We start from the raw sequence: 17,145 nt of genomic DNA, 5'->3' as shown, positions 1-17,145 counted from the left end.
CCGCACCCACTCCCCCGTTCCTGGAGGCTTCCCGGCATGACCGCCCGGACCGGCGCCCTGCGCGCCGTCACGAATCTGGAGAACCGCACCGCCGGCGTCCTCGTCGGAGCCGCCGTGGGCGACGCGCTCGGCGGCCCGGTCGAGGGCTGGACCCCGCAGGCCATCGTCGAACGGCACGGCGGCCGGGTGCGCGGCATCGTGGGGCCGTTCCACGGCGACGCATGGCGGACCGCCCGTCCCATCGCGCCGTATCACAAGGGCGACGGGCACGTCACCGACGACACCCTGATGACCCATGCCCTGGTACGCGTCTACGAGAAGGTGCGCGACCACCTCGATGCCTACGCGATCGCCGACCACCTGGTCCCCGACCTGATGTCCCGCCCCCGCTGGATTCCCGAGCTGGAGGCGGAGGCACTGCCGCTCCAGCGGATCTTCCTCGCGGAGAAGTGGATCGTCGCACGCATCCACTACGGGCACGTCGACCCGCGCGAGGCCGGCGTCGGCAACATCGTCAACTGCGGTGCGGCGATGTACATGGCCCCCGTCGGTGTGGTGAACGCGGGCAACCCGCTCAAGGCGTACGAGGAGGCCCTGGACATCGCGGGCGCCCACCAGTCGTCCTACGGTCGCGAGGCGGCGGGCGTCTTCGCTGCGGCGGTGGCGGGTGCGTTCGAGCCGGGTGCGACGCCCGCGTCCGTCGTCGAGGCCGCCCTCGGGGTGGCGAAGGACGGCACCCGGTCGGCGATCGAGGCGGTGTGCGAGGCCGCCCTCCGGTACGACGACTTCGAGGAGGCCCTCGCCCCGTTGCGGGAGGCGGTGGCGCCCTTCGACACGGTGGGCCCGGAGTACCGCAACCCGTCCCTGGGGGCCCGGCGGCCCTCTCGCCTGCACTCCATCGAGGAACTCCCCATCGCCCTGGGCATGTTGCTGGTGGGCGGCGGCGACTTCCGGCACACGGTGCTCGGTGCGGTGAACTACGGCCGCGACTGCGACTCGATCGCCACGATGAGCGGCGCGCTCGTCGGCGCCCTGCACGGCGAGGACGCGGTGCCCGAGGAGTGGAGCGCCGCGGTCGCCCGGGCGAGCCGACTGGACCTGCGGTCCCCCGCCGCCGCCCTGGCCCGGGTCGCCCGCGAGATCCATGCCCGCGACCTGGAGCGACGACGCGCCCACGAGGCAGCCTTCGCCGCGATCGCGGACCTCTGATGCCACGTCTGACCTGGGTGCAGCCGGAGGATCTGGTCGGGCACGAACTGCGTCAGGCGGCCCTCGACGGCCGTGACGCGTCGGAGATCGCCCACCGCTGGGCCGCTGCGGGCGGCCACCCGGCCCCGGAACGCGCGGGCGCCTCACCGTATCCGGCTCCTCCCCGGCTGCGGGCACTCGCGGAGGAACTGCTGGACGCGCTCGCCGACCTCCCCTCGCCCCTCGCCGCGGCGGAAGCGGCGCCCGTCCCACCCTGCGAGAACACGAACCGCGACACGAACAGTGACGCGAAGTGCAGCCCGATGCGCGACGCGGAGCGTGAGGCGAACCGTGACCCGATCCACGACGCCGCCCCTGGCCCCCGGCCCGCCCCGGGCACGGAACACGACCGGTTGCACGCGGCCTGGCTGGGCCGGGCGATCGGCTGTCTGCTGGGCAAGCCCGTCGAGAAGGTCTCCCTCGACGGCATCCGCGCCATCGCCCGCTCCACCGGCAACTGGCCCCTGCACACCTGGTTCACCGCGAGGGAACTGGACCCGGCCGTCGCGGCCGCGCACCCCTGGAACCGCCGCTCCCGCCCCACCTCGCTCGCCGAGAACATCGACGGGATGCCGGAGGACGACGACCTCGACTACCCGCTCCTCAACCTGATGCTGCTCCGGCGCCACGGCCACGGCTTCACCACGGACGACGTGGCAGGGCTGTGGCTGGACGAACTGCCGGCCGGTCGCACGTTCACCGCGGAGCGGGTCGCCTACCGCAACCTCCTGACCGGGCTGGAACCGCCGCGGACGGCGACGTACCGCAATCCGTTCCGCGAGTGGATCGGTGCCCAGATCAGGGCCGACGTCTTCGGCTGGGCGAACCCGGGGAATCCGGCACGTGCAGCCGAACTGGCCCGCCGGGACGCGGCGTTGTCCCACACCGCGAACGGCGTCCACGGGGCCGCCTTCGTGGCGGCGGCCCTCGCCCACGCGGCCGGCCCCACACCCGTCACGGTCCACCGGACGCTGGCCGCCGCCCTGCGCCACGTCCCGCCGAACTCGCGCTACGCACAGGCGATCCGCTTCGGCATCGGCACCGCCCGGGCGGAGCCCACCGGCACCGCCACCGGCTTCGAGCAGGTCGTCGACGTGCTCCACGCCCGTTACGCGCCCGACCACCACTGGGTGCACGTCCTGCCCAACGCCGCGCTGCTCGCCGCCGCCCTCACCCACGCCGACGGAGACTTCCGGGGATCCATCTGCCGTGTGGTGTCCGGCGGTTGGGACACCGACTCCAACGGGGCCACCGCCGGGTCGATCACGGGCCTGCTCGCGGGGAGCCCGGAGGCGCTCGGCGAACACTGGACGACCCCGTTGAAGAACCGCCTCACCACCTCCGTGCGCGGCTTCGACGGCATCGGCTTCGACGAACTCGCCCGCCTCACCCTGGAGGCCCGTGCATGACGGCGGCCGTCTCCCGGCGCTTCCGTCCCGGACGAGTTCTCCGGCCGGTCCGGCGGGTCGGGGGTGGCCGGGGCTTCGCATCCCGCACCGACGGGCGCTCGGGCGGCGGCGCGGCGCGGCCCGAACGCCCCGGGAGGTGAGGGTCAGTCGCCCTGTCCGATGCCCCCCATCGGGCCGACCTTCACCACCGAGCCGGAACCGTCCGTGACGGGCAGCGTGGCGGCGCCCGGCCAGTCGAGGGTGACCGACTTCGTCTCGTTCGGCGGGGTCACCACCAGTCCCGTGATGCGGACGCCGGAGCCGCCCGACGTGTTGATCGGGTAGTTGATGCCGAAGTACATCGACTTCCCGTCCTTGAGCGTGACCGGGTCGGACTTCTCGTCGGAGCGCTTCGCGGAGAGCGTCCCCGAGTCGGTCTTCAGGTCGACGCCCGCGTACCCGGACAACGTGCAGTCCCGGCCGCCACCGTTCTTCAGCGTCACCGCGACGGTGCCTTCGTCATCGCCGCCGATGGTCCGGTCCGCCGCCGTGATCTCCAGCTCGTCGGTGCGGCACTTGCCCGTCCCGCCGCTCGTGCCGGAGTCGCTCCCCCCGGTCGTGGCCTTCCCGGCGGAGTCCTTGCCGTCCCCCTGGCCCGAACCGCCCGAGCTCGAACCGCCGCCCGCGGTGGACGCGGCCGGCGGGTCGTTCTGCGCCATGGCGTCGTCGTCGTTCTGGCAAGCCGTGAGCGAGATGCCTGCGGCGACGACCAGTGCGGCGAGGGTGAGCTTGCGAACGCGCATCGTTTCTTCCTCAGAATCGGTAGGGGGTGCCCGCCGCTCGGTCCCAGTCGGCACCAGCGAGCATCTCTGCCCACCATGACCGGCCGGGACCGGGCAACCGTTCCGCCCAACCACCCGCTAATACATGCCTGTTACACGTCCGACTGAACACCGCACGCACCGCCCCGGGCGCACCCCCACGCGCCCCGCCCCTCCCTCGCACCTGCTGTGCCCCCTCCCCTGCCCCCGCCCGGCGCGGAAGCGGGGGCCGCACACGGTGCGCCGCCACCGCTCCGGGGCACGCCGCCGACGGGCCGGATCGGTGGTTCCCGCCACCGTTGCGCACATGTTCACGACCGCCGCCCGCTGGGACGGACTCGTGACCCGCTACGTCTTGACCACGGCCGGTGGCATGCCCGCCGGGCGGAACACACCGCCTCGAACGGGTGCTGAGCACACCCGCAGCGGACCGCCCCGTCGGTCCAGGAGCCGATGGGCACGGGCCCGGACGCTGCCCCCGATGCGCCCCCGGCCACCACGCCGGTCGCGTCCTCGGGCGGCGTTCACGGATCCGGCTTGACCCTCACGCGGCGTGAGGCTCAAGAGTGGGCCCCATGAGCGACTACTACAACGCGTTCGAGATGAGCCCCGTGCCCACCCCCGGCCCTGACGCGGTTCCGCCGGAGCCGTTCCGCGGCATCTATGGAATGCCCGCGTTCGTGACGATCCCCACCAGCGATTTGGCGGCGTCGGTGGACTTCTGGATTCGTGGACTCGGGTTCTTCGAGCTGTTCGGCATCCCCGGCACACTCGTGCATCTGCGCCGCTGGGCGTTTCAGGACGTACTCCTCGTCTCCGCGGCGAGCGTTCCGGAGCAGCCACCGGCGATGAGCTTCAGTTTCTCGGGCTTGCTCAGCCAGGTCGATCCCCTTGCCGAGGCCTGTCGTGCGCTGCGCCCGAACTCGGTCGACGGTCCGCGGGACACCGCCTGGAACACCCGCGACGTGGAGGTGATCACTCCAGAGAACGCACGGATCGTCTTCACCGCGGCGAAGCCCTTCGATCCGGACAGTCAGGAGGCGCGGAACCTTGCAGCCATCGGGATCACCGCACCGGGCGACGGTCCCGGCGACAATGGGGAGCATGCCTGATACCACTGCCGCCGATGGCCTGACCGTCGGCCAGGTGTCGACTCGGCTGGATGTGACGGTCCGCGCCCTGCACCACTGGGACGAGATCGGTCTGGCGCGGCCGTCGCTGCGCACGGCTGCCGGATACCGGCTCTACACCGCCGATGACCTGGAACGCCTGCAACGCGTCGTCGTCTACCGTGAGCTCGGCCTCGGTCTGGACAGGATCCGGGCCGTCCTGGACGACTCGACCGCGGACGTGCCCGGCGCGTTGCGCGCGCAGCGCGCCCAGGTCACCGAACGGATCGACCGCCTCCAGCGGCTGGGAACCGGACTGGATCGGTTGATCGACGCCCACGAGCGCGGCCTGCTGCTGACCGTCGAGCAGCAGGCCGCGATCTTCGGCCCCCGGTGGAACCCCGACTGGCCCGCCGAAGCCCGTCGGCGTTACGGGGACACGAAGCAATGGCTGCAGTACACCGAGCGCTCGGCCGCTCGCGGTCCGGAGGAATGGCAGGCCATCGCCGACGCCGTCACCGACCTCGACCGCGCCCTCGGGGATGCGATGGACGCCGGAGTCGTGCCCGGCAGCCCGGAAGCGAATCAACTCGTCGAGCGGCACCGCGAAGTCTTCGCCTCGTACTTTCCCCTCACCAGGCAGATGCAGGTCTGCCTCGCCCGCATGTACGAGGCCGATCCGGCATTTGCCGCCCACTACGACGGCATCCGCCCCGGCCTCGCCACGTGGTTCCGTCGCATCGTCGACGCCTGCGCCCGCGCCCACGGCATCGACCCGGACACCGCGAGCTGGCAGTAACGTGCGGGCACCGGGCTGCGGATCGAGATGCGGATCGAAGTGCGCGGCGCGCATGTGCGCGCTCGGGGACGCGGAGGCCGGTACCCGGGTCCGGGGGCCGGGGCGCCTCGCCCGCGTCCGGCGCACTCGGGGTGGCCGTCGGCGGGCTCGGCACGGCAGGTGTCAGGGGGCTTCCAGGGGCCGGACCGTCAGCATCTGCTGGCACTGGCCGATCGGGCCGTGGATGTCGTGGAGCACGGTGCTGGTGACGCCGTGTCCGCTGTCGCCGAAGGTGACGGCGGTGTCCAACCCGACCCAGCTGCCCTGCGGTTGACGGTGCAGGTGGAGGGTCAGATCGACGTTGGGGAACATCCACTTGCCGGGCGGCTGGCGCGTCGCGATGCCGTTGGCGGTGTCGACGAGGGCGACGTAGGACGCCAGCGGACCGGCCGGTTCGCCGGCCACCAGGTCCAGGCCGGTGGTGAGCCAGGCGGTGGTGCGGCCGGGCTGCGGGAGGCCGATCGTGCGCACGTCGATCGAGGCGATGAAGCCTCCGGGCCAGATGTCGGCCATGGGCCACGGCTCGGCCCGGTCCGGGTGGGGCAGCGGCTCGGTCCCGCCGCCCGCCACGGAGGCGGTGTCGCCCGCCGAGAGGAGCCACGCGCGGGCGCGGACCACGGAACGCCCGGCGATGACGAGCGTCGCCTCGACGAGCTCGATGGTGCGACCGGGACGGATCGTCTCGACGTGGATCTCCATGTCGTCGACGGCGATGCGGCCGAGGATGTCGAAGCTGATGCGGCTGACATGCATCTCGCTTCCGGCATCCCCGCCCGCGCCCTCACGCGCGGCAAGGAAGCGTTCGATGGCGTGCGTGACGAGTCCGCCCACGGGGCTGAAGTGGAGTTCGTCCGCGTTCCAGGCTCCGCCCGCGTGGCGGGTGGGCCGGTACATCCGTTCGTCGATTCGCTCGAAGTAACTGGTCGGGGAGTCGTCCGCGGTGCTCAAGAGGTCTCCTGCGTCCGGTGGGCGGGACTGAACGCTTGCAGGGTACAACTGCCTTCCTCCGGCGCGAACGGGAAGGGGTGGCCGTGAATCCGCCACGCCTTCCCCGCCCCGCGCGCCTCTCCCCGTACGCCCTTGCCCGCGCACTCTTCCGTGCGCCCCTCGGCCGGGGCGTCGGGGGCGGTGTCAGGCGCCGATCCCCATCAGCACGGCCCACTCCTCGATCGCCGGGCGCTCGGCGAGGTCCGCGACGGCCACGTCCGTCCCGTGCGCCTCGCGCCAGCGGCCGACCAGCATCATCAGGCGGACGGAGTCGAGGCCGTAGTCGACGAGGTTCTCGTCGTCGGGGATGTCGTCGACGGATTCGCCGAGGACGTCGGCGATGTCCGCGCGCAGCTGCTCCAGGGTGAGCGCCATGGTGTTCAGATCCCTTCGAGAACGGTGTCGACGGTGGTGACGGCGGCACATCGGCCCGCCGCCCATTTCAGCGCCATGGCGTGGTCCTCGGCGGAGAAGTCCGCGACGGCGTCGGCCACGACGAATGCCTGGATGTCCCGCATCCAGGCGTCGCAGGCGGTCATCAGCACACCGATGTGGGCGTAGACGCCGGTGATGACGAGCTGGTCGCGGCCGAGTGCGGCCAGCCGGTCGGCCAGGTCGGTGCGGGCGAAGCCGCTGTACTTCCACTTGGTGACGACGGTGTCCCCGGGGCCGGGTGCGACGGCTCCGGCGATCGCCTCGGCCGCCGGGTCGGCGGGCAGGCCGGGACCCCAGAAGTCCTGTTGCAGGCCGCGCTCGGCCGGGGTCTGTCCGCCGGGCTGGGCCGTGTAGAGGACGGGGATGCCGAGCTGTGCGGCGCGGGCCTTCAGGGCGGCGACACCCGCGAGGAGTTCCGGGATCGGGCCGGTCCGGACGTCGTAGGCGGAGAGGAAGTGGTTCTGCAGGTCGTGCACGAGCAGGACCGCGCGGGACGGGTCGACCTTCCAGTCGACCCGGTTGGCGGGCAGATCGGCCGCGGTCGGCATGGGGTACGAGCTGATCTTGGCCAGGGCCATGGGAGGTGTCCGGTTCAGTTCTGTGCGGGGACGGAGGTGCCGGGGGCGAGGGTGTCGGGAGTGAGGGTGTCGGGGATGTCGGGGGCGTCGGGCGCGGCGGGGGCAGGGGTGTCGGGGGCGGTCCGGGCGGCGGCCCGGAGGTCCTTCTTGGAGATCTTGCCGACGCCGGTGTGCGGGAACTCGGTGACGAACTCGACGCGGTCGGGCACCTTGTAGGCGGCAATGCCGCGGTCACGGACGAACCGTTTGATCGCCACGGGCTTCGGTGCCTCCGTGCCGTCCCGCAGGATGACGTAGGCGCAGCTGCGCTCGCCGAGATAGGGGTCCGGTTCGCCGACCACGTTGGCGTCGTGGACGGCCGGGTGGGCGAGGATGTGGTTCTCGACCTCCTCGGCGGCGATCTTCTCGCCGCCGCGGTTGATCTGGTCCTTGGCCCGGCCCTCCACGATCAGGTGCCCGGTCCCGGTGCGCCGGACGATGTCCCCGGTGCGGTAGAAACCGTCGTCCGTGAAGGACCGGGCGTTGTGCCGGGGCGCGCGCCAGTAGCCGCGGATGGTGTACGGGCCTCGGGTCAGCAGATGGCCGGCGCTCCCCTCGGGCAGGTCCTCGTCCTCGTCGTCGACGATGCGGATCTCGTCGTCCGGTGAGATGGGGCGGCCCTGGGTGGTGACGACGGTCTCCGCGGAGTCGTCGAGGCGGGTGTAGTTGACCAGCCCCTCCGCCATACCGAAGACCTGCTGGAGCGAGCAGCCGAGGGCGGGGCGGACCCGGCGGGCGGCCTGTTCGCTGAACTTGGCGCCGCCGACCAGCAGGACGTCCAGGCTGCTGAGGTCGTACGGGGTGGCCTGGGCGGCTTCCGTCCAGACCAGGGCGAGCGGGGGGACGAGGCCGGTGAGGGTGACCCGTTCCCGTTCGATCAGGGGGAATGCCACCTCGGGACTGGGCTGCGGGGACAGCACGACCCGGGCTCCCGCGTACAGCGCGCCGAGCGTGCCGGGCGAGGAGAGCGGGAAGTTGTGGGCGGCGGGCAGGACGCACAGGTAGACGCTGTGCTCGTCGACCGCGCAGATCTCGTTGGAGCCGCGCAGCGAGTAGATGTAGTCGTCGTGGGTGCGCGGGATCAGTTTGGGGATGCCGGTGCTGCCGCCGGAGAGCTGGAGGAAGGCCAGGTCGCCGGGTTCGGGCCCGTCGATGTCCACGGGTTCGGCGGGCACCGCGTTCAGCGCCTCGAACTCCCCCGCGTCCGGGCCGGCCACGAACACGTGGCGCAGGGTGGGTACGTCGGCGCGGACCGCGGCGGCGAGTGTGCGGTAGTCGTAGCCGCCGTGCTCGCCGGGGATGACGTAGGCGGCGGCCTCGCTGAACTCGCAGAAGTAGCGGATCTCCGCCTCGCGGTGCGCGGGCAGCGCGAAGACCGGCAGCGCGCCGATCCGGAACAGGGCGAAGACCACTTCGAAGAACTCGGCGACGTTGGGCAGTTGCACCACCACCCGGTCGCCCTCGGCGATGCCCCGGGCCAGCAGTCCGGCGGCCAACCGGTCGGCGCGGGCGTCGAGTTCGGCATACGTCCAGCGGCGTTCGGTGGCATCGTGGCCGAGGGGGTCGACGATCGCGACGCGGTCGGGGTGGTCGAGGGCGCGGTCGCGGAGCATGGCTCCGAAAGTCTCGCCGCGCCAGTATCCGGCGGCGCGGTAACGCTCGGCGAACTCGGCGGGCCAGGTCGGGGTCGGGTCGGCGTTCACAGCTGGGCCCCCACGGCGCCGAGGAAGGTGCGGAACTTGGCGGCTGTCTCGGCGGTCTCCGCCTCGGGTTCGGAGGCGGCCACCACTCCGGCTCCCGCGTACAGGCGCAGCGAGGTCGGTTCGGCCTCGGCGCAGCGGATGGTGACGACCCATTCGCCGTCTCCGTCGGCATCGGCCCAGCCGACCATGCCGGTGAAGAAGCCGCGGTCGAAGGGTTCGCTCTCGCGGATGATCCGGCGGGCGGTGTCGGTGGGGGTGCCGCAGACGGCAGGGGTCGGGTGCAGCGCGCAGGCGAGTTCGAGGGAGGTGGTGTCCGGGGAGCGGAGGGTGCCGGTGAGCGTGGTGGACAGGTGCCACATGGTCGCGGTGCGGACCAGGGTGGGCTCGGCGGGCACGGTCAGTCCCGTGCAGTGACGGGCCAGGCTCTCCTGGACGGCGTTGACGACGACGGCGTGTTCGTGGAGGTCCTTTGTCGATTCGAGGAGGGTCGCGGCGCGCCGGACGTCCTCGGCGAGGTCGTCGCTGCGGGGCACGGAGCCGGCGAGCGGGTTGGCGACGACGCGGGAGCCGTGCCGTGACACCAGCAGTTCGGGGCTGGCGCCGAGCAGGGTGCGGTCGGGGCCGGTGGGCAGGGCGAAGGTGTAGCCGGAGGGGTCGCGGCGGGCCAGCCGCTGGAGCATCGCGGGGATGTCGAACGGTGCGTCGGCGTCGACTCTGAGGGTGCGGGCCAGGACGACCTTGCTGAACTCGCCCTTCCACATGCGCTCGACGGCTGCCGCGACGGCTGCCCCGTACTGCTCGGGGGCCGGTTCCTGGTGGATCGTCAGGTCGGTGCGGGAGGGCGGGTCGGCGGGGAGGGCGACCAGCGGGTCGGCGGTCAGCGGCGGCGCCGTGTGCAGGGTGGCGGGGACGACGAGTGCGGCGGGGGCGTCCTGGTCGAAGGGTATGGCGCCCATGACGACGGGGTGGGCGTGGCCGGTGGCGCGGGCCTCGGCGAGGGTGTCCGCCACCCGCAGGGCCGGTGGCCGTTCGTCGTGCGGGACCGCGCTGTGCGTGCCCTCGCCGAGCAGGGTGCGGGTCGGGGTGCCGAGGAACCTGGCCCCCGGGACGTAGGAGTTGAGCAGGCCGGTGGCCACGCCCACGGCGGGGTGGGCGGGCTCGGCGGTGGTGCGGGGTACGGCGACCTGGGATGCCGTCGACACGGTGGCTCCGTTTCTCGCACGTCCGGCTGCGGGCACGGGCGTGCGGGGTGGGGATGGGTGCGCGGGGTGGGCGAGCGGGGTGGAGGCGAGCGGGTCGGGTCGATACGGACGGAGCTGTCGCGGACGAAGGCGTCGCAGCCGGGTACGACGCCGGGGCGGGGCCCCGGGAGGAGCGGTGCCGTCGGCCGTCGCGGGTACGGCCGTCAGCGGAGGGTGGCGCCGCCGTCGACGTAGAGCTCCTGCATGGTGACGTGGCGTGCGAGGTCCGACACGAGGAAAAGGACGGCGTCGGCGATGTCGGACGGGTCGGCGATCCGGCCGAGCGGGATGCCGGTGCGGTAGGTGGCCGAGTCGCCCGCCACGACGCGGGCGGGGGCGTCGGGGTCCCGCCAGAGCGCCCGTTGCATCGGGGTGTCGGTGGAACCGGGGGCGACCACGTTGCAGCGGACGCCACTGCGGGCCAGTTCCAGCCCGAGGCATTTGGTGTACATCGCCGCGGCGGCCTTGGAGGCCGCGTAGGCGGCCATCCGCGTCCGGGGCACCCCGGCGGCGTTGGAGCCGACGGTGACGATGCTGCCGCGGCCGCGGGCGGCCATGCCGGGGGCGACGGCGCGTGCGGTGTGGAAGACGCCCGTGGTGTTCACGGCGAAGGTGGCCGCCCAGTCCTCGTCGGACAGTTCGGCCGCCGGACCGGGGCGGAGGATTCCCGCCACGTTGACCAGGATGTCCAGGGTTCCGTGCCGGGTGCCGATCGCGTCCACCACGTCGTGCACGGCCGTGGCGTCCGTGACGTCCATGGCGTACGGCGTGATGGCGCCGACAGGTTTCGGCGTACCGGCGTTCGCGCGCACCGCTCGGGCGGCGGAATCGGCGTGGTCGGCGGCAAACGCCTCGACGCCCTCGGCGTTCCGGTCGGTCGCCACGACGTGGGCACCCTGCGCGGCGAGCGCGCGGGCGACGGCGGCGCCGATGCCCTGCCCCGCTCCGGTGACCAGGGCTCGGCGGTCCGCCAGGAAGCCGCTCCCGGCCGGGACTTCGCGCCCGCCCCGGGCCCCGGGGACGGCCCCGGGCGTGAAGGCGGAAACGCCGGACATGACGTCGGACATGACGACTGACCCCCAATTCATAAGGTAAGCCTAACCTTACCCATCAACCCGGGTCGACAGTCGCGAGCACCCCGCCACCGACTCCCATTCTTGTATGGTTAGGCTAACCTCACTTCATGCATATGCGTCATTCCGAGGTCCGAAGTTCCCACGCACAAGTGGGCGGGGGCACGGGGACGTTGACGGCCGACATCGACCCCTCGCCCTCCGCCGTACCCGCCGCGACGGACGGCCCCGCGGCCGAACCGTCCGGTCGCCGTACCCGCCTGATCGTTGCCGGGTTCGCGGCGATCGTCGTGCTGCTCTGCGGCATCTCGCTGTGCGTCGGCGCCGGCGAGGTCGGCCCGGGAGGCGCTCTCGACTATCTGCTGAACCGTCACGGCGCCCGCGCCGACAGCCGGCTCGCCCTGGTCATCGGTGATCTGCGGCTGCCCCGCACGCTCACCGCCGTACTGGTCGGCGCGGCCCTCGGCGTCGCCGGCTGTCTGCTCCAGGCCGTCACCCGCAACCCGCTCGCCGAGACCGGCCTGCTGGGGGTCAACGCGGGCGCCTCGCTGGGTGTCGTGGCCGGCATCGCGCTGCTCGGCCTGGATTCGGGTTACGCCTACTTGGTCTGTGCGTTCGGCGGCGCGGTGATCGCGAGCGGCCTGGTCCTGCTCATCGCGGGACGAGGGCGCGGCGGCTCCCCCATGCGGCTGGTGCTCGCCGGTTCCGCGCTGGGCGCCACGTTCGGCGGTCTCACCAGCGTCATCGTGGTCAACTCGGCGGAGACCTACGACCGGTTCCGGTTCTGGGTGCTCGGCTCGTTGGCGGGGGTGGAGGGCTTCGGCGAGCTGTACCGGTTGCTGCCGGTGCTCGTCGTCGGCTTCGCAGGCGCCCTGCTGGTGACCCGGCCGCTGTCGGCGCTCGCGCTCGGCGACGACCTGGCCCGTGGCCTCGGCCACCGGCCGTCGCTGATCCGTACCGCGGTGGCCGCGGCGGTCACGCTGCTCACGGCCGCCGCGGTCGCACTGGCCGGGCCGATCTCCTTCCTGGGGCTGCTCGCCGGGTTCCTGGCCCGCTCGCTGGCCGGGACCCGCACGGCCGCACGGATCGTCCTGGCCGGACTCATCGGCGCCGGGGTGCTGACGGTGGCGGACGTGGCGGCCCGGGTGGTGTCCCGGCCGTTCGAGGCGCCGGTGTCGGTGATCGTGGCGCTCATCGGTGCACCGGTCCTCATCGGCATCGTGCGCTCGCACCGACTCGCGGCGATGGGCATGACCGATCCGGCCGCCGACGACGTCCCGTCGGGACGGGGCGGACGGGCCCCGCTGGCGGCGCGTCCCACCGGTGTGCTGCGGCGTCCGCGACCGGTGGCCAAAACCGGGAGCAGCGGGACGGCGACGCGGGGCACGGCGGCGCGGAAACCGGCGGCGGAGAGCACGGCGCCGCAGGAACCGGCAACGCAGGGCACAACGGCGCAGGACACAACGGCGGCCGGGAAGTCGGTGACGGCGCCGGTCGGGGCGCTCGCCGCCGGAGCGGCCGTGCTGCGGCGCGGTCCGTTCTCGCTGCTGGTGCACCGTCGGCCGGCCCTGGCCGTGCTCGCGCTCGCCGCGCTGGCGCTGGTGGCCGTCACGTTCTCGGCGTACGCGGGTCAGAGCGACATGGGTGTGGCCCGCACGTTCCGTGCGGTGCTCGGTCAGGGCGACCGCTTCGACGTGCTGCTCGTGCAGAAGTTCCGGCTCGGGCGGATCGTCGCCGGGCTGGTGGCCGGCGCGGCCCTGGGGCTCGCCGGATGCCTGACCCAGACCCTGGCCCGCAACCGGCTCGCCACCCCCGAACTCCTCGGTGTCAACGACGGCGCCACGGCCGCCGTCCTGCTCTCCGTGACCCTCAGCACGACCGCCACCTTCGGCTCCTGGTGGGCCGGCCCGCTCGGCGCGCTCGCCGCCGTCCTCGTCGTCACGACCGTCTCCGGCGGGCTCGGCCAACGCGGCTACCGGGTGCTCGTGGTCGGCCTCGCCATGTCGGCACTGGCCTCCGCCGTCACCCAGGTGGTGCTCTCCCGCCGCTCGCTCAACTCGGCGAGCTCGCTGTACGTATGGACCTCCGGCAGCCTGAACGGGCGCAGCTACTCCGTCGCGGTGCCGGTGCTGATCGGACTCGCCGTGCTCGTCCCCGCGGCCCTCGTCGTGGCCCGGCACCTTGCCGTGCTGCGCTTCGACGACGCGACGGCGTCCTCCGTGGGCGTGCGCCCGGACCGCGTCCGACTGCTGTGCATGCTGCTGGCCGTGGCCCTGGCCGGGCTCGCGGTGGGTGTGTGCGGGCCGGTGGCCTTCGTCGCACTCGCCTCCCCGGTGATCGCCGCGCGGCTGGCCGGACCGCTCCGGGTGCCGCTGGTCGGCTCCATGCTGACCGGGGCGGTGATGGTGGTGGCCGCCGACACCCTGGGGCGGATCGCCTTCTCCGGCGTCGAACTCCCGGTGGGCGTGGTGACGACCGTCCTCGGCGGGCCCTTCCTGCTGTGGGTACTGCTGGGCCGGTCGTCCGCCACCCGGCTCTGAACACCGCGGCGGCGTAGCCGGTTTCACCGGACGGCTGCGCCCGGACCGCCGGTACGCACCGACCCGCCCCCCTCCCCGGCCGCCGCGCGAAAGCAAGAAACACGCCAAGGGCACCAAGAGCACCAAGAGCACGAAAGGCAGACGACCGTGACCGCGACCGCACTTCCCAGCCCCTCGCTGCGCGCCCTGCGCGACGCCGTCCGGGCCCGGATACCGGGCGCCGAGGCCGAGTTCTGGCTGCGCGCCGAACTGACGGGCACGCCGCTCGTCGAGCCCGACCCCGAGGGCGACCCGGCCCACCGCCTGGTCACCTTCGTCCGGCGGGAGGATCCGGACCGGCCCGCCGCGGACGTCCTGCTCCTGCTGCACACGGTCACCGACCGGGACCGGCACGCCGGTGACCTGACCGGGCATCTGATGCACCGTGTCACGGGCACCGGTGTCTGGGCGCTCTCCCACCGGCTGCGCGCCGATCACCGTGCCTCGTACCAGTTCCTGCCCGGCCACGGCACCCGCGAGGAGTTGCTGCGCACCGACCGCATCTCCTGGCGGGCGACGCTGGACCGGGCGGTGCCGGACCCGCTGAGCCGGACGCCCCTCCTGCCCGCGCAGGGCGGACGCCACCCCTCCTCGGTGCTGTCGATGCCCGACGCTCCCCCGCAGCCGTACGTCGCGGACGACGGCGACGGCGCCCCGGCGTGCGGGACGACCCTGGTGCGGGAGGTGGACGGCCGCCGGGTGACCGTCCGTCTGCCACCGGGACACGGCTCGTCTGCGGTGCCGCACGCGGTCGCCGTGCTGCTCGACGGGGAGATGTGGGGGTCGGTGCCGGCCGCGGGCGGCATGCTGGACCGGATGCACGCGGACGGGGCGCTGCCGCCGACGGTGGCCCTGCTGGTGGACACGATGGACCACCGGATGGACGACCTGAGCTGCAGCGGCACGTTCGTGGACTGGCTGGCGGACACCCTGCTGCCGTGGGCACGGGCGGAGTACGGCACGACGTCCCGGCCGGGACGCACCCTGATCGCCGGGCAGAGCGCGGGCGGCCTTACCGCCGCGTTCGCCGCGTACCGGCGCCCCGACCGGTTCGGCCTGGCGGTGTCGCAGTCGGGCTCCTTCTGGTGGCCGGAGAACGATCCGGAGCGCGGCGAGGAGTGGCTCACCCGGCAGTACGCGACCGGCCACCGACGCCCGGTCCGGCTGTGGCTGGAGGTGGGTCTCCAGGAGTGGATGCTGCTGGCGGAGAACCGGCGGCTGCGCAACGTCCTGCGGGCCCGCGGCTACGACGTCTCCTACCGGGAGTTCAACGGCGGCCACGACTACGCCTGTTGGCGGGGCGGTCTGGCCGACGGGCTGTCGGCGCTGCTGGGCGACACGGACGAGGCACCGGGCCGGGACGAGGACGCCGGGCGGTAGTCCGCCCGGGGGGCCGTGCGGCGAACGGCACGGAGGGGCGAGGAAGGAGCCCCGCGGCGGCGTCGGCCGCGGGGCTCCTTCCCGTCGTGCGGTCGGACGTCAGGGTGCGTCCGAGTGCTCCGGTGCTCCCGCTCCCCCGTGCTGCTCCGTCGCCGGTTTCCCGGCGCCCGGCCCGTCCGTGCCCCGCTCACCGACACCGGACTCACCGGCACCGGACTCACCGCCGCCGGACTCACCGCCACCCGGCGTCTGCTCGTCGAACGGTGCTGCCTCGTCGAACGGTGCTGCCTCGTCGAACGGTGCTGCCTCGTCGAACGGTGCTGCCTCGTCGAACGGCGGCGGTTGCGGCGCCGTGCGCGGGAGCCGCAGGGCGAACGCCGCCGACAGCGCCACCAGGGCGGCCGCCGCCCACAGCGCCGTACGGAACGGACCCGCGTCCATCACCTCGCCCGCCGGGTGCGCGCCGCCGCCCACCAGAGCCGCGCACAAGGCGATGCCGAGGGCGCCGCCCAGGGTGCGGACGATCTGGAAGAGGCCCATCGCCCGGCCCATGTCCGGCGGCGCGACGGTCTCGAAACCGGCAAGCTGCACGGTCAGCACGGCCGCGCCGAGCACCAGTCCGATCAGGAACATCAGGGTCCGCACCGCCCATGCGTTCTCCGCGACGCCCGGCACCGCCAGCGCCCCGAACACCGCGGCGGCGGCGAGCAGCGCGGCCACGGCCAGACGGCGCGGCCCGAGGCGGGGCAGCAGCCGGTCCACGGCCTGCGAGGCCAGCATCAGGCCGATCGCCTCCGGGAACACGCTCAGACCGGCATCCAGCGCGGAACCGCCCAGGGCCGCCTGGAACAGCAGCGGCACCACGAACAGCACGCCCATCAGCCCGGCGGCGGTGAGCGCGGCCAGCGCGGCGGCCGGGCCGTAGTACCGGTCGGTGAACAGCCGCAGCCCCAGCAGCGGTGCGGGGGTCCGGCGCTGCTGGACGACGGTCGCCGCCAACAGCACCGCGCCCGCGACCGCGCCCACCACCACGAAGGGGTCGGACCAGCCGTGTGCCGGGCCGAAGCCGAGCGCGTAGGTGAGCAGGCCCAGGGCGGGCGTGGCGAGCCAGAAGCCGGCCCGGTCGAAGGGCCCGGTGGTGCCCTCGACGTGCTCGCGCAGCCCGATCGCGCCCAGCAGCACGGCGGTGGCGCCGATCGGCACGTTCACGAAGAACAGCCAGTGCCAGGAGAGGTGTTCGGTCAGCAGGCCGCCGAGCGGCGGGCCGAGGGCGGGCATCAGTGCCGTCGGCACGATCAGCACCTTCGACAGCCGCACCCGTTCCGGCGGCGCGAAAGCCCGGAACAACAGGGTCATGCCCACCGGGGTCAACAGCCCGCCGGCCAGGCCCTGGAGGGCGCGCGCCACGACCAGTACCGGCAGGTTCCAGGCGAGTCCGCACAGCGCGGACGCGGCGGTGAACACGGCGAGCGCGCCGAGGAAGACCCGCTTGGTGCCGTACCGGTCGCCGAGCCAGCCCGCCACCGGCAGCGCGAGCGCCAGCGCGACCAGGAAGGCCGTCTCGACGGTGTTGGCCGCGGAGACGGGCCTGCCGAAGTCCTCGGCGATGGTGTAGAGGGCCGGGTTGACGATGGTGGAGTCGAGGCCGTTCATGCACATCGCGGCCACGTAGACCAGGACCACGGCCAGGCGGGGGCGGATGCGCGGCATCGGCAGCGGGCGGCCC

The 17,145-nt window shown here is 73.4% G+C and carries 14 protein-coding genes; 6 read left to right on the top strand and 8 right to left on the bottom strand.

Features of this window, described 5'->3' with window-relative positions; translation table 11 throughout:
• Positions 1-36: 36 nt before the first annotated feature.
• Together ACFC79_RS26925 and ACFC79_RS26920 are read left to right on the top strand one after the other, a co-directional pair.
• Positions 37-1,209 (top strand): ADP-ribosylglycohydrolase family protein, encoded by a 1,173-nt coding sequence (locus ACFC79_RS26925; RefSeq protein WP_376244854.1) that lies wholly within the window; start codon positions 37-39, stop codon positions 1,207-1,209.
• Positions 1,209-2,657 carry an ADP-ribosylglycohydrolase family protein gene (locus tag ACFC79_RS26920; RefSeq protein ID WP_376244852.1) on the top strand — a complete coding sequence of 483 codons (1,449 nt, stop codon included), beginning with the start codon at positions 1,209-1,211 and terminating at the stop codon, positions 2,655-2,657. Before ACFC79_RS26925 ends, ACFC79_RS26920 begins: the two co-directional genes overlap by 1 nt.
• A 143-nt stretch (positions 2,658-2,800) precedes the next feature.
• Here the strand turns inward: ACFC79_RS26920 and ACFC79_RS26915 are convergent, their stop codons facing one another.
• The gene (locus tag ACFC79_RS26915) at positions 2,801-3,439 is read right to left on the bottom strand and encodes a DUF4232 domain-containing protein (RefSeq protein ID WP_376244849.1); all 639 of its coding nucleotides are present in this window, start codon (positions 3,437-3,439) and stop codon (positions 2,801-2,803) included.
• 593 nt (positions 3,440-4,032) lie between these two features.
• Between ACFC79_RS26915 and ACFC79_RS26910 the strand changes: the two genes are divergently transcribed.
• Positions 4,033-4,569 carry a VOC family protein gene (locus ACFC79_RS26910; protein ID WP_376244846.1) on the top strand — a complete coding sequence of 179 codons (537 nt, stop codon included), beginning with the start codon at positions 4,033-4,035 and terminating at the stop codon, positions 4,567-4,569.
• Positions 4,562-5,365 (top strand): MerR family transcriptional regulator, encoded by an 804-nt coding sequence (locus tag ACFC79_RS26905; protein WP_376244843.1) that lies wholly within the window; start codon positions 4,562-4,564, stop codon positions 5,363-5,365. The genes ACFC79_RS26910 and ACFC79_RS26905 overlap by 8 nt, the downstream gene beginning before the upstream one ends.
• 162 nt (positions 5,366-5,527) lie before the next feature.
• Here the strand turns inward: ACFC79_RS26905 and ACFC79_RS26900 are convergent, their stop codons facing one another.
• The 6 genes from ACFC79_RS26900 to ACFC79_RS26875 all read right to left on the bottom strand — a co-directional run bounded on the left by ACFC79_RS26900 (position 5,528) and on the right by ACFC79_RS26875 (position 11,442).
• A complete protein-coding gene (locus ACFC79_RS26900) occupies positions 5,528-6,298 on the bottom strand; it encodes a thioesterase family protein (RefSeq protein WP_376245034.1) in 771 nt (256 codons plus the stop codon).
• Between the two features lie 237 nt (positions 6,299-6,535).
• A complete protein-coding gene (locus ACFC79_RS26895; protein ID WP_376244840.1) occupies positions 6,536-6,766 on the bottom strand; it encodes a phosphopantetheine-binding protein in 231 nt (76 codons plus the stop codon).
• A gap of 5 nt (positions 6,767-6,771) precedes the next feature.
• Positions 6,772-7,404 (bottom strand): isochorismatase family protein, encoded by a 633-nt coding sequence (locus tag ACFC79_RS26890; protein WP_376244838.1) that lies wholly within the window; start codon positions 7,402-7,404, stop codon positions 6,772-6,774.
• A gap of 14 nt (positions 7,405-7,418) precedes the next feature.
• On the bottom strand, positions 7,419-9,146 hold the full coding sequence (locus ACFC79_RS26885; RefSeq protein WP_376244835.1) for a (2,3-dihydroxybenzoyl)adenylate synthase: 1,728 nt from the start codon (positions 9,144-9,146) through the stop codon (positions 7,419-7,421).
• Complete coding sequence (dhbC, locus tag ACFC79_RS26880) at positions 9,143-10,348, bottom strand: isochorismate synthase DhbC (protein WP_376244833.1); 1,206 nt, start codon at positions 10,346-10,348, stop codon at positions 9,143-9,145. Before dhbC ends, ACFC79_RS26885 begins: the two co-directional genes overlap by 4 nt.
• Before the next feature lie 203 nt (positions 10,349-10,551).
• Entirely contained in the window at positions 10,552-11,442 is an 891-nt protein-coding gene (locus ACFC79_RS26875; RefSeq protein ID WP_376245031.1) for a 2,3-dihydro-2,3-dihydroxybenzoate dehydrogenase, read from the bottom strand.
• A gap of 134 nt (positions 11,443-11,576) precedes the next feature.
• On the opposite strand from ACFC79_RS26875, the gene fhuB reads away from it, so the two are divergent.
• The gene (fhuB, locus tag ACFC79_RS26870) at positions 11,577-14,000 is read left to right on the top strand and encodes a Fe(3+)-hydroxamate ABC transporter permease FhuB (RefSeq protein ID WP_376245028.1); all 2,424 of its coding nucleotides are present in this window, start codon (positions 11,577-11,579) and stop codon (positions 13,998-14,000) included.
• A 147-nt stretch (positions 14,001-14,147) separates the two neighbouring features.
• Positions 14,148-15,419 carry an enterochelin esterase gene (gene fes, locus ACFC79_RS26865; RefSeq protein WP_376244830.1) on the top strand — a complete coding sequence of 424 codons (1,272 nt, stop codon included), beginning with the start codon at positions 14,148-14,150 and terminating at the stop codon, positions 15,417-15,419.
• A gap of 99 nt (positions 15,420-15,518) precedes the next feature.
• Here fes and ACFC79_RS26860 read toward each other — a convergent pair whose 3' ends face one another.
• Positions 15,519-17,129: a DHA2 family efflux MFS transporter permease subunit gene (locus ACFC79_RS26860; RefSeq protein ID WP_376245025.1), complete on the bottom strand. Its 1,611-nt coding sequence runs from the start codon at positions 17,127-17,129 to the stop codon at positions 15,519-15,521.
• Positions 17,130-17,145: the final 16 nt, after the last annotated feature.

Origin of the sequence: Streptomyces sp. NPDC056061 (assembly GCF_042266885.1) — a bacterium.
In the GTDB taxonomy this organism is placed as follows: Bacteria; Actinomycetota; Actinomycetes; order Streptomycetales; family Streptomycetaceae; genus Streptomyces.
The sequence above is the reverse complement of the archived record's forward strand: the minus strand, read 5'-3'. Positions and strand labels throughout refer to the sequence as shown.

Excerpts from the sequence above, each read along its gene's own strand:
- ACFC79_RS26925 (WP_376244854.1), top strand. The coding sequence starts at position 37 with ATGACCGCCCGGACCGGCGCCCTGCGCGCCGTCACGAATCTGGAGAAC.
- ACFC79_RS26920 (WP_376244852.1), top strand. The coding sequence starts at position 1,209 with ATGCCACGTCTGACCTGGGTGCAGCCGGAGGATCTGGTCGGGCACGAA.
- ACFC79_RS26915 (WP_376244849.1), bottom strand. The coding sequence starts at position 3,439 with ATGCGCGTTCGCAAGCTCACCCTCGCCGCACTGGTCGTCGCCGCAGGC.
- ACFC79_RS26910 (WP_376244846.1), top strand. The coding sequence starts at position 4,033 with ATGAGCGACTACTACAACGCGTTCGAGATGAGCCCCGTGCCCACCCCC.
- ACFC79_RS26905 (WP_376244843.1), top strand. The coding sequence starts at position 4,562 with ATGCCTGATACCACTGCCGCCGATGGCCTGACCGTCGGCCAGGTGTCG.
- ACFC79_RS26900 (WP_376245034.1), bottom strand. The coding sequence starts at position 6,298 with ATGTACCGGCCCACCCGCCACGCGGGCGGAGCCTGGAACGCGGACGAA.
- ACFC79_RS26895 (WP_376244840.1), bottom strand. The coding sequence starts at position 6,766 with ATGGCGCTCACCCTGGAGCAGCTGCGCGCGGACATCGCCGACGTCCTC.
- ACFC79_RS26890 (WP_376244838.1), bottom strand. The coding sequence starts at position 7,404 with ATGGCCCTGGCCAAGATCAGCTCGTACCCCATGCCGACCGCGGCCGAT.
- ACFC79_RS26875 (WP_376245031.1), bottom strand. The coding sequence starts at position 11,442 with ATGTCCGGCGTTTCCGCCTTCACGCCCGGGGCCGTCCCCGGGGCCCGG.
- fhuB (WP_376245028.1), top strand. The coding sequence starts at position 11,577 with ATGCGTCATTCCGAGGTCCGAAGTTCCCACGCACAAGTGGGCGGGGGC.
- ACFC79_RS26860 (WP_376245025.1), bottom strand. The coding sequence starts at position 17,129 with ATGCCGCGCATCCGCCCCCGCCTGGCCGTGGTCCTGGTCTACGTGGCC.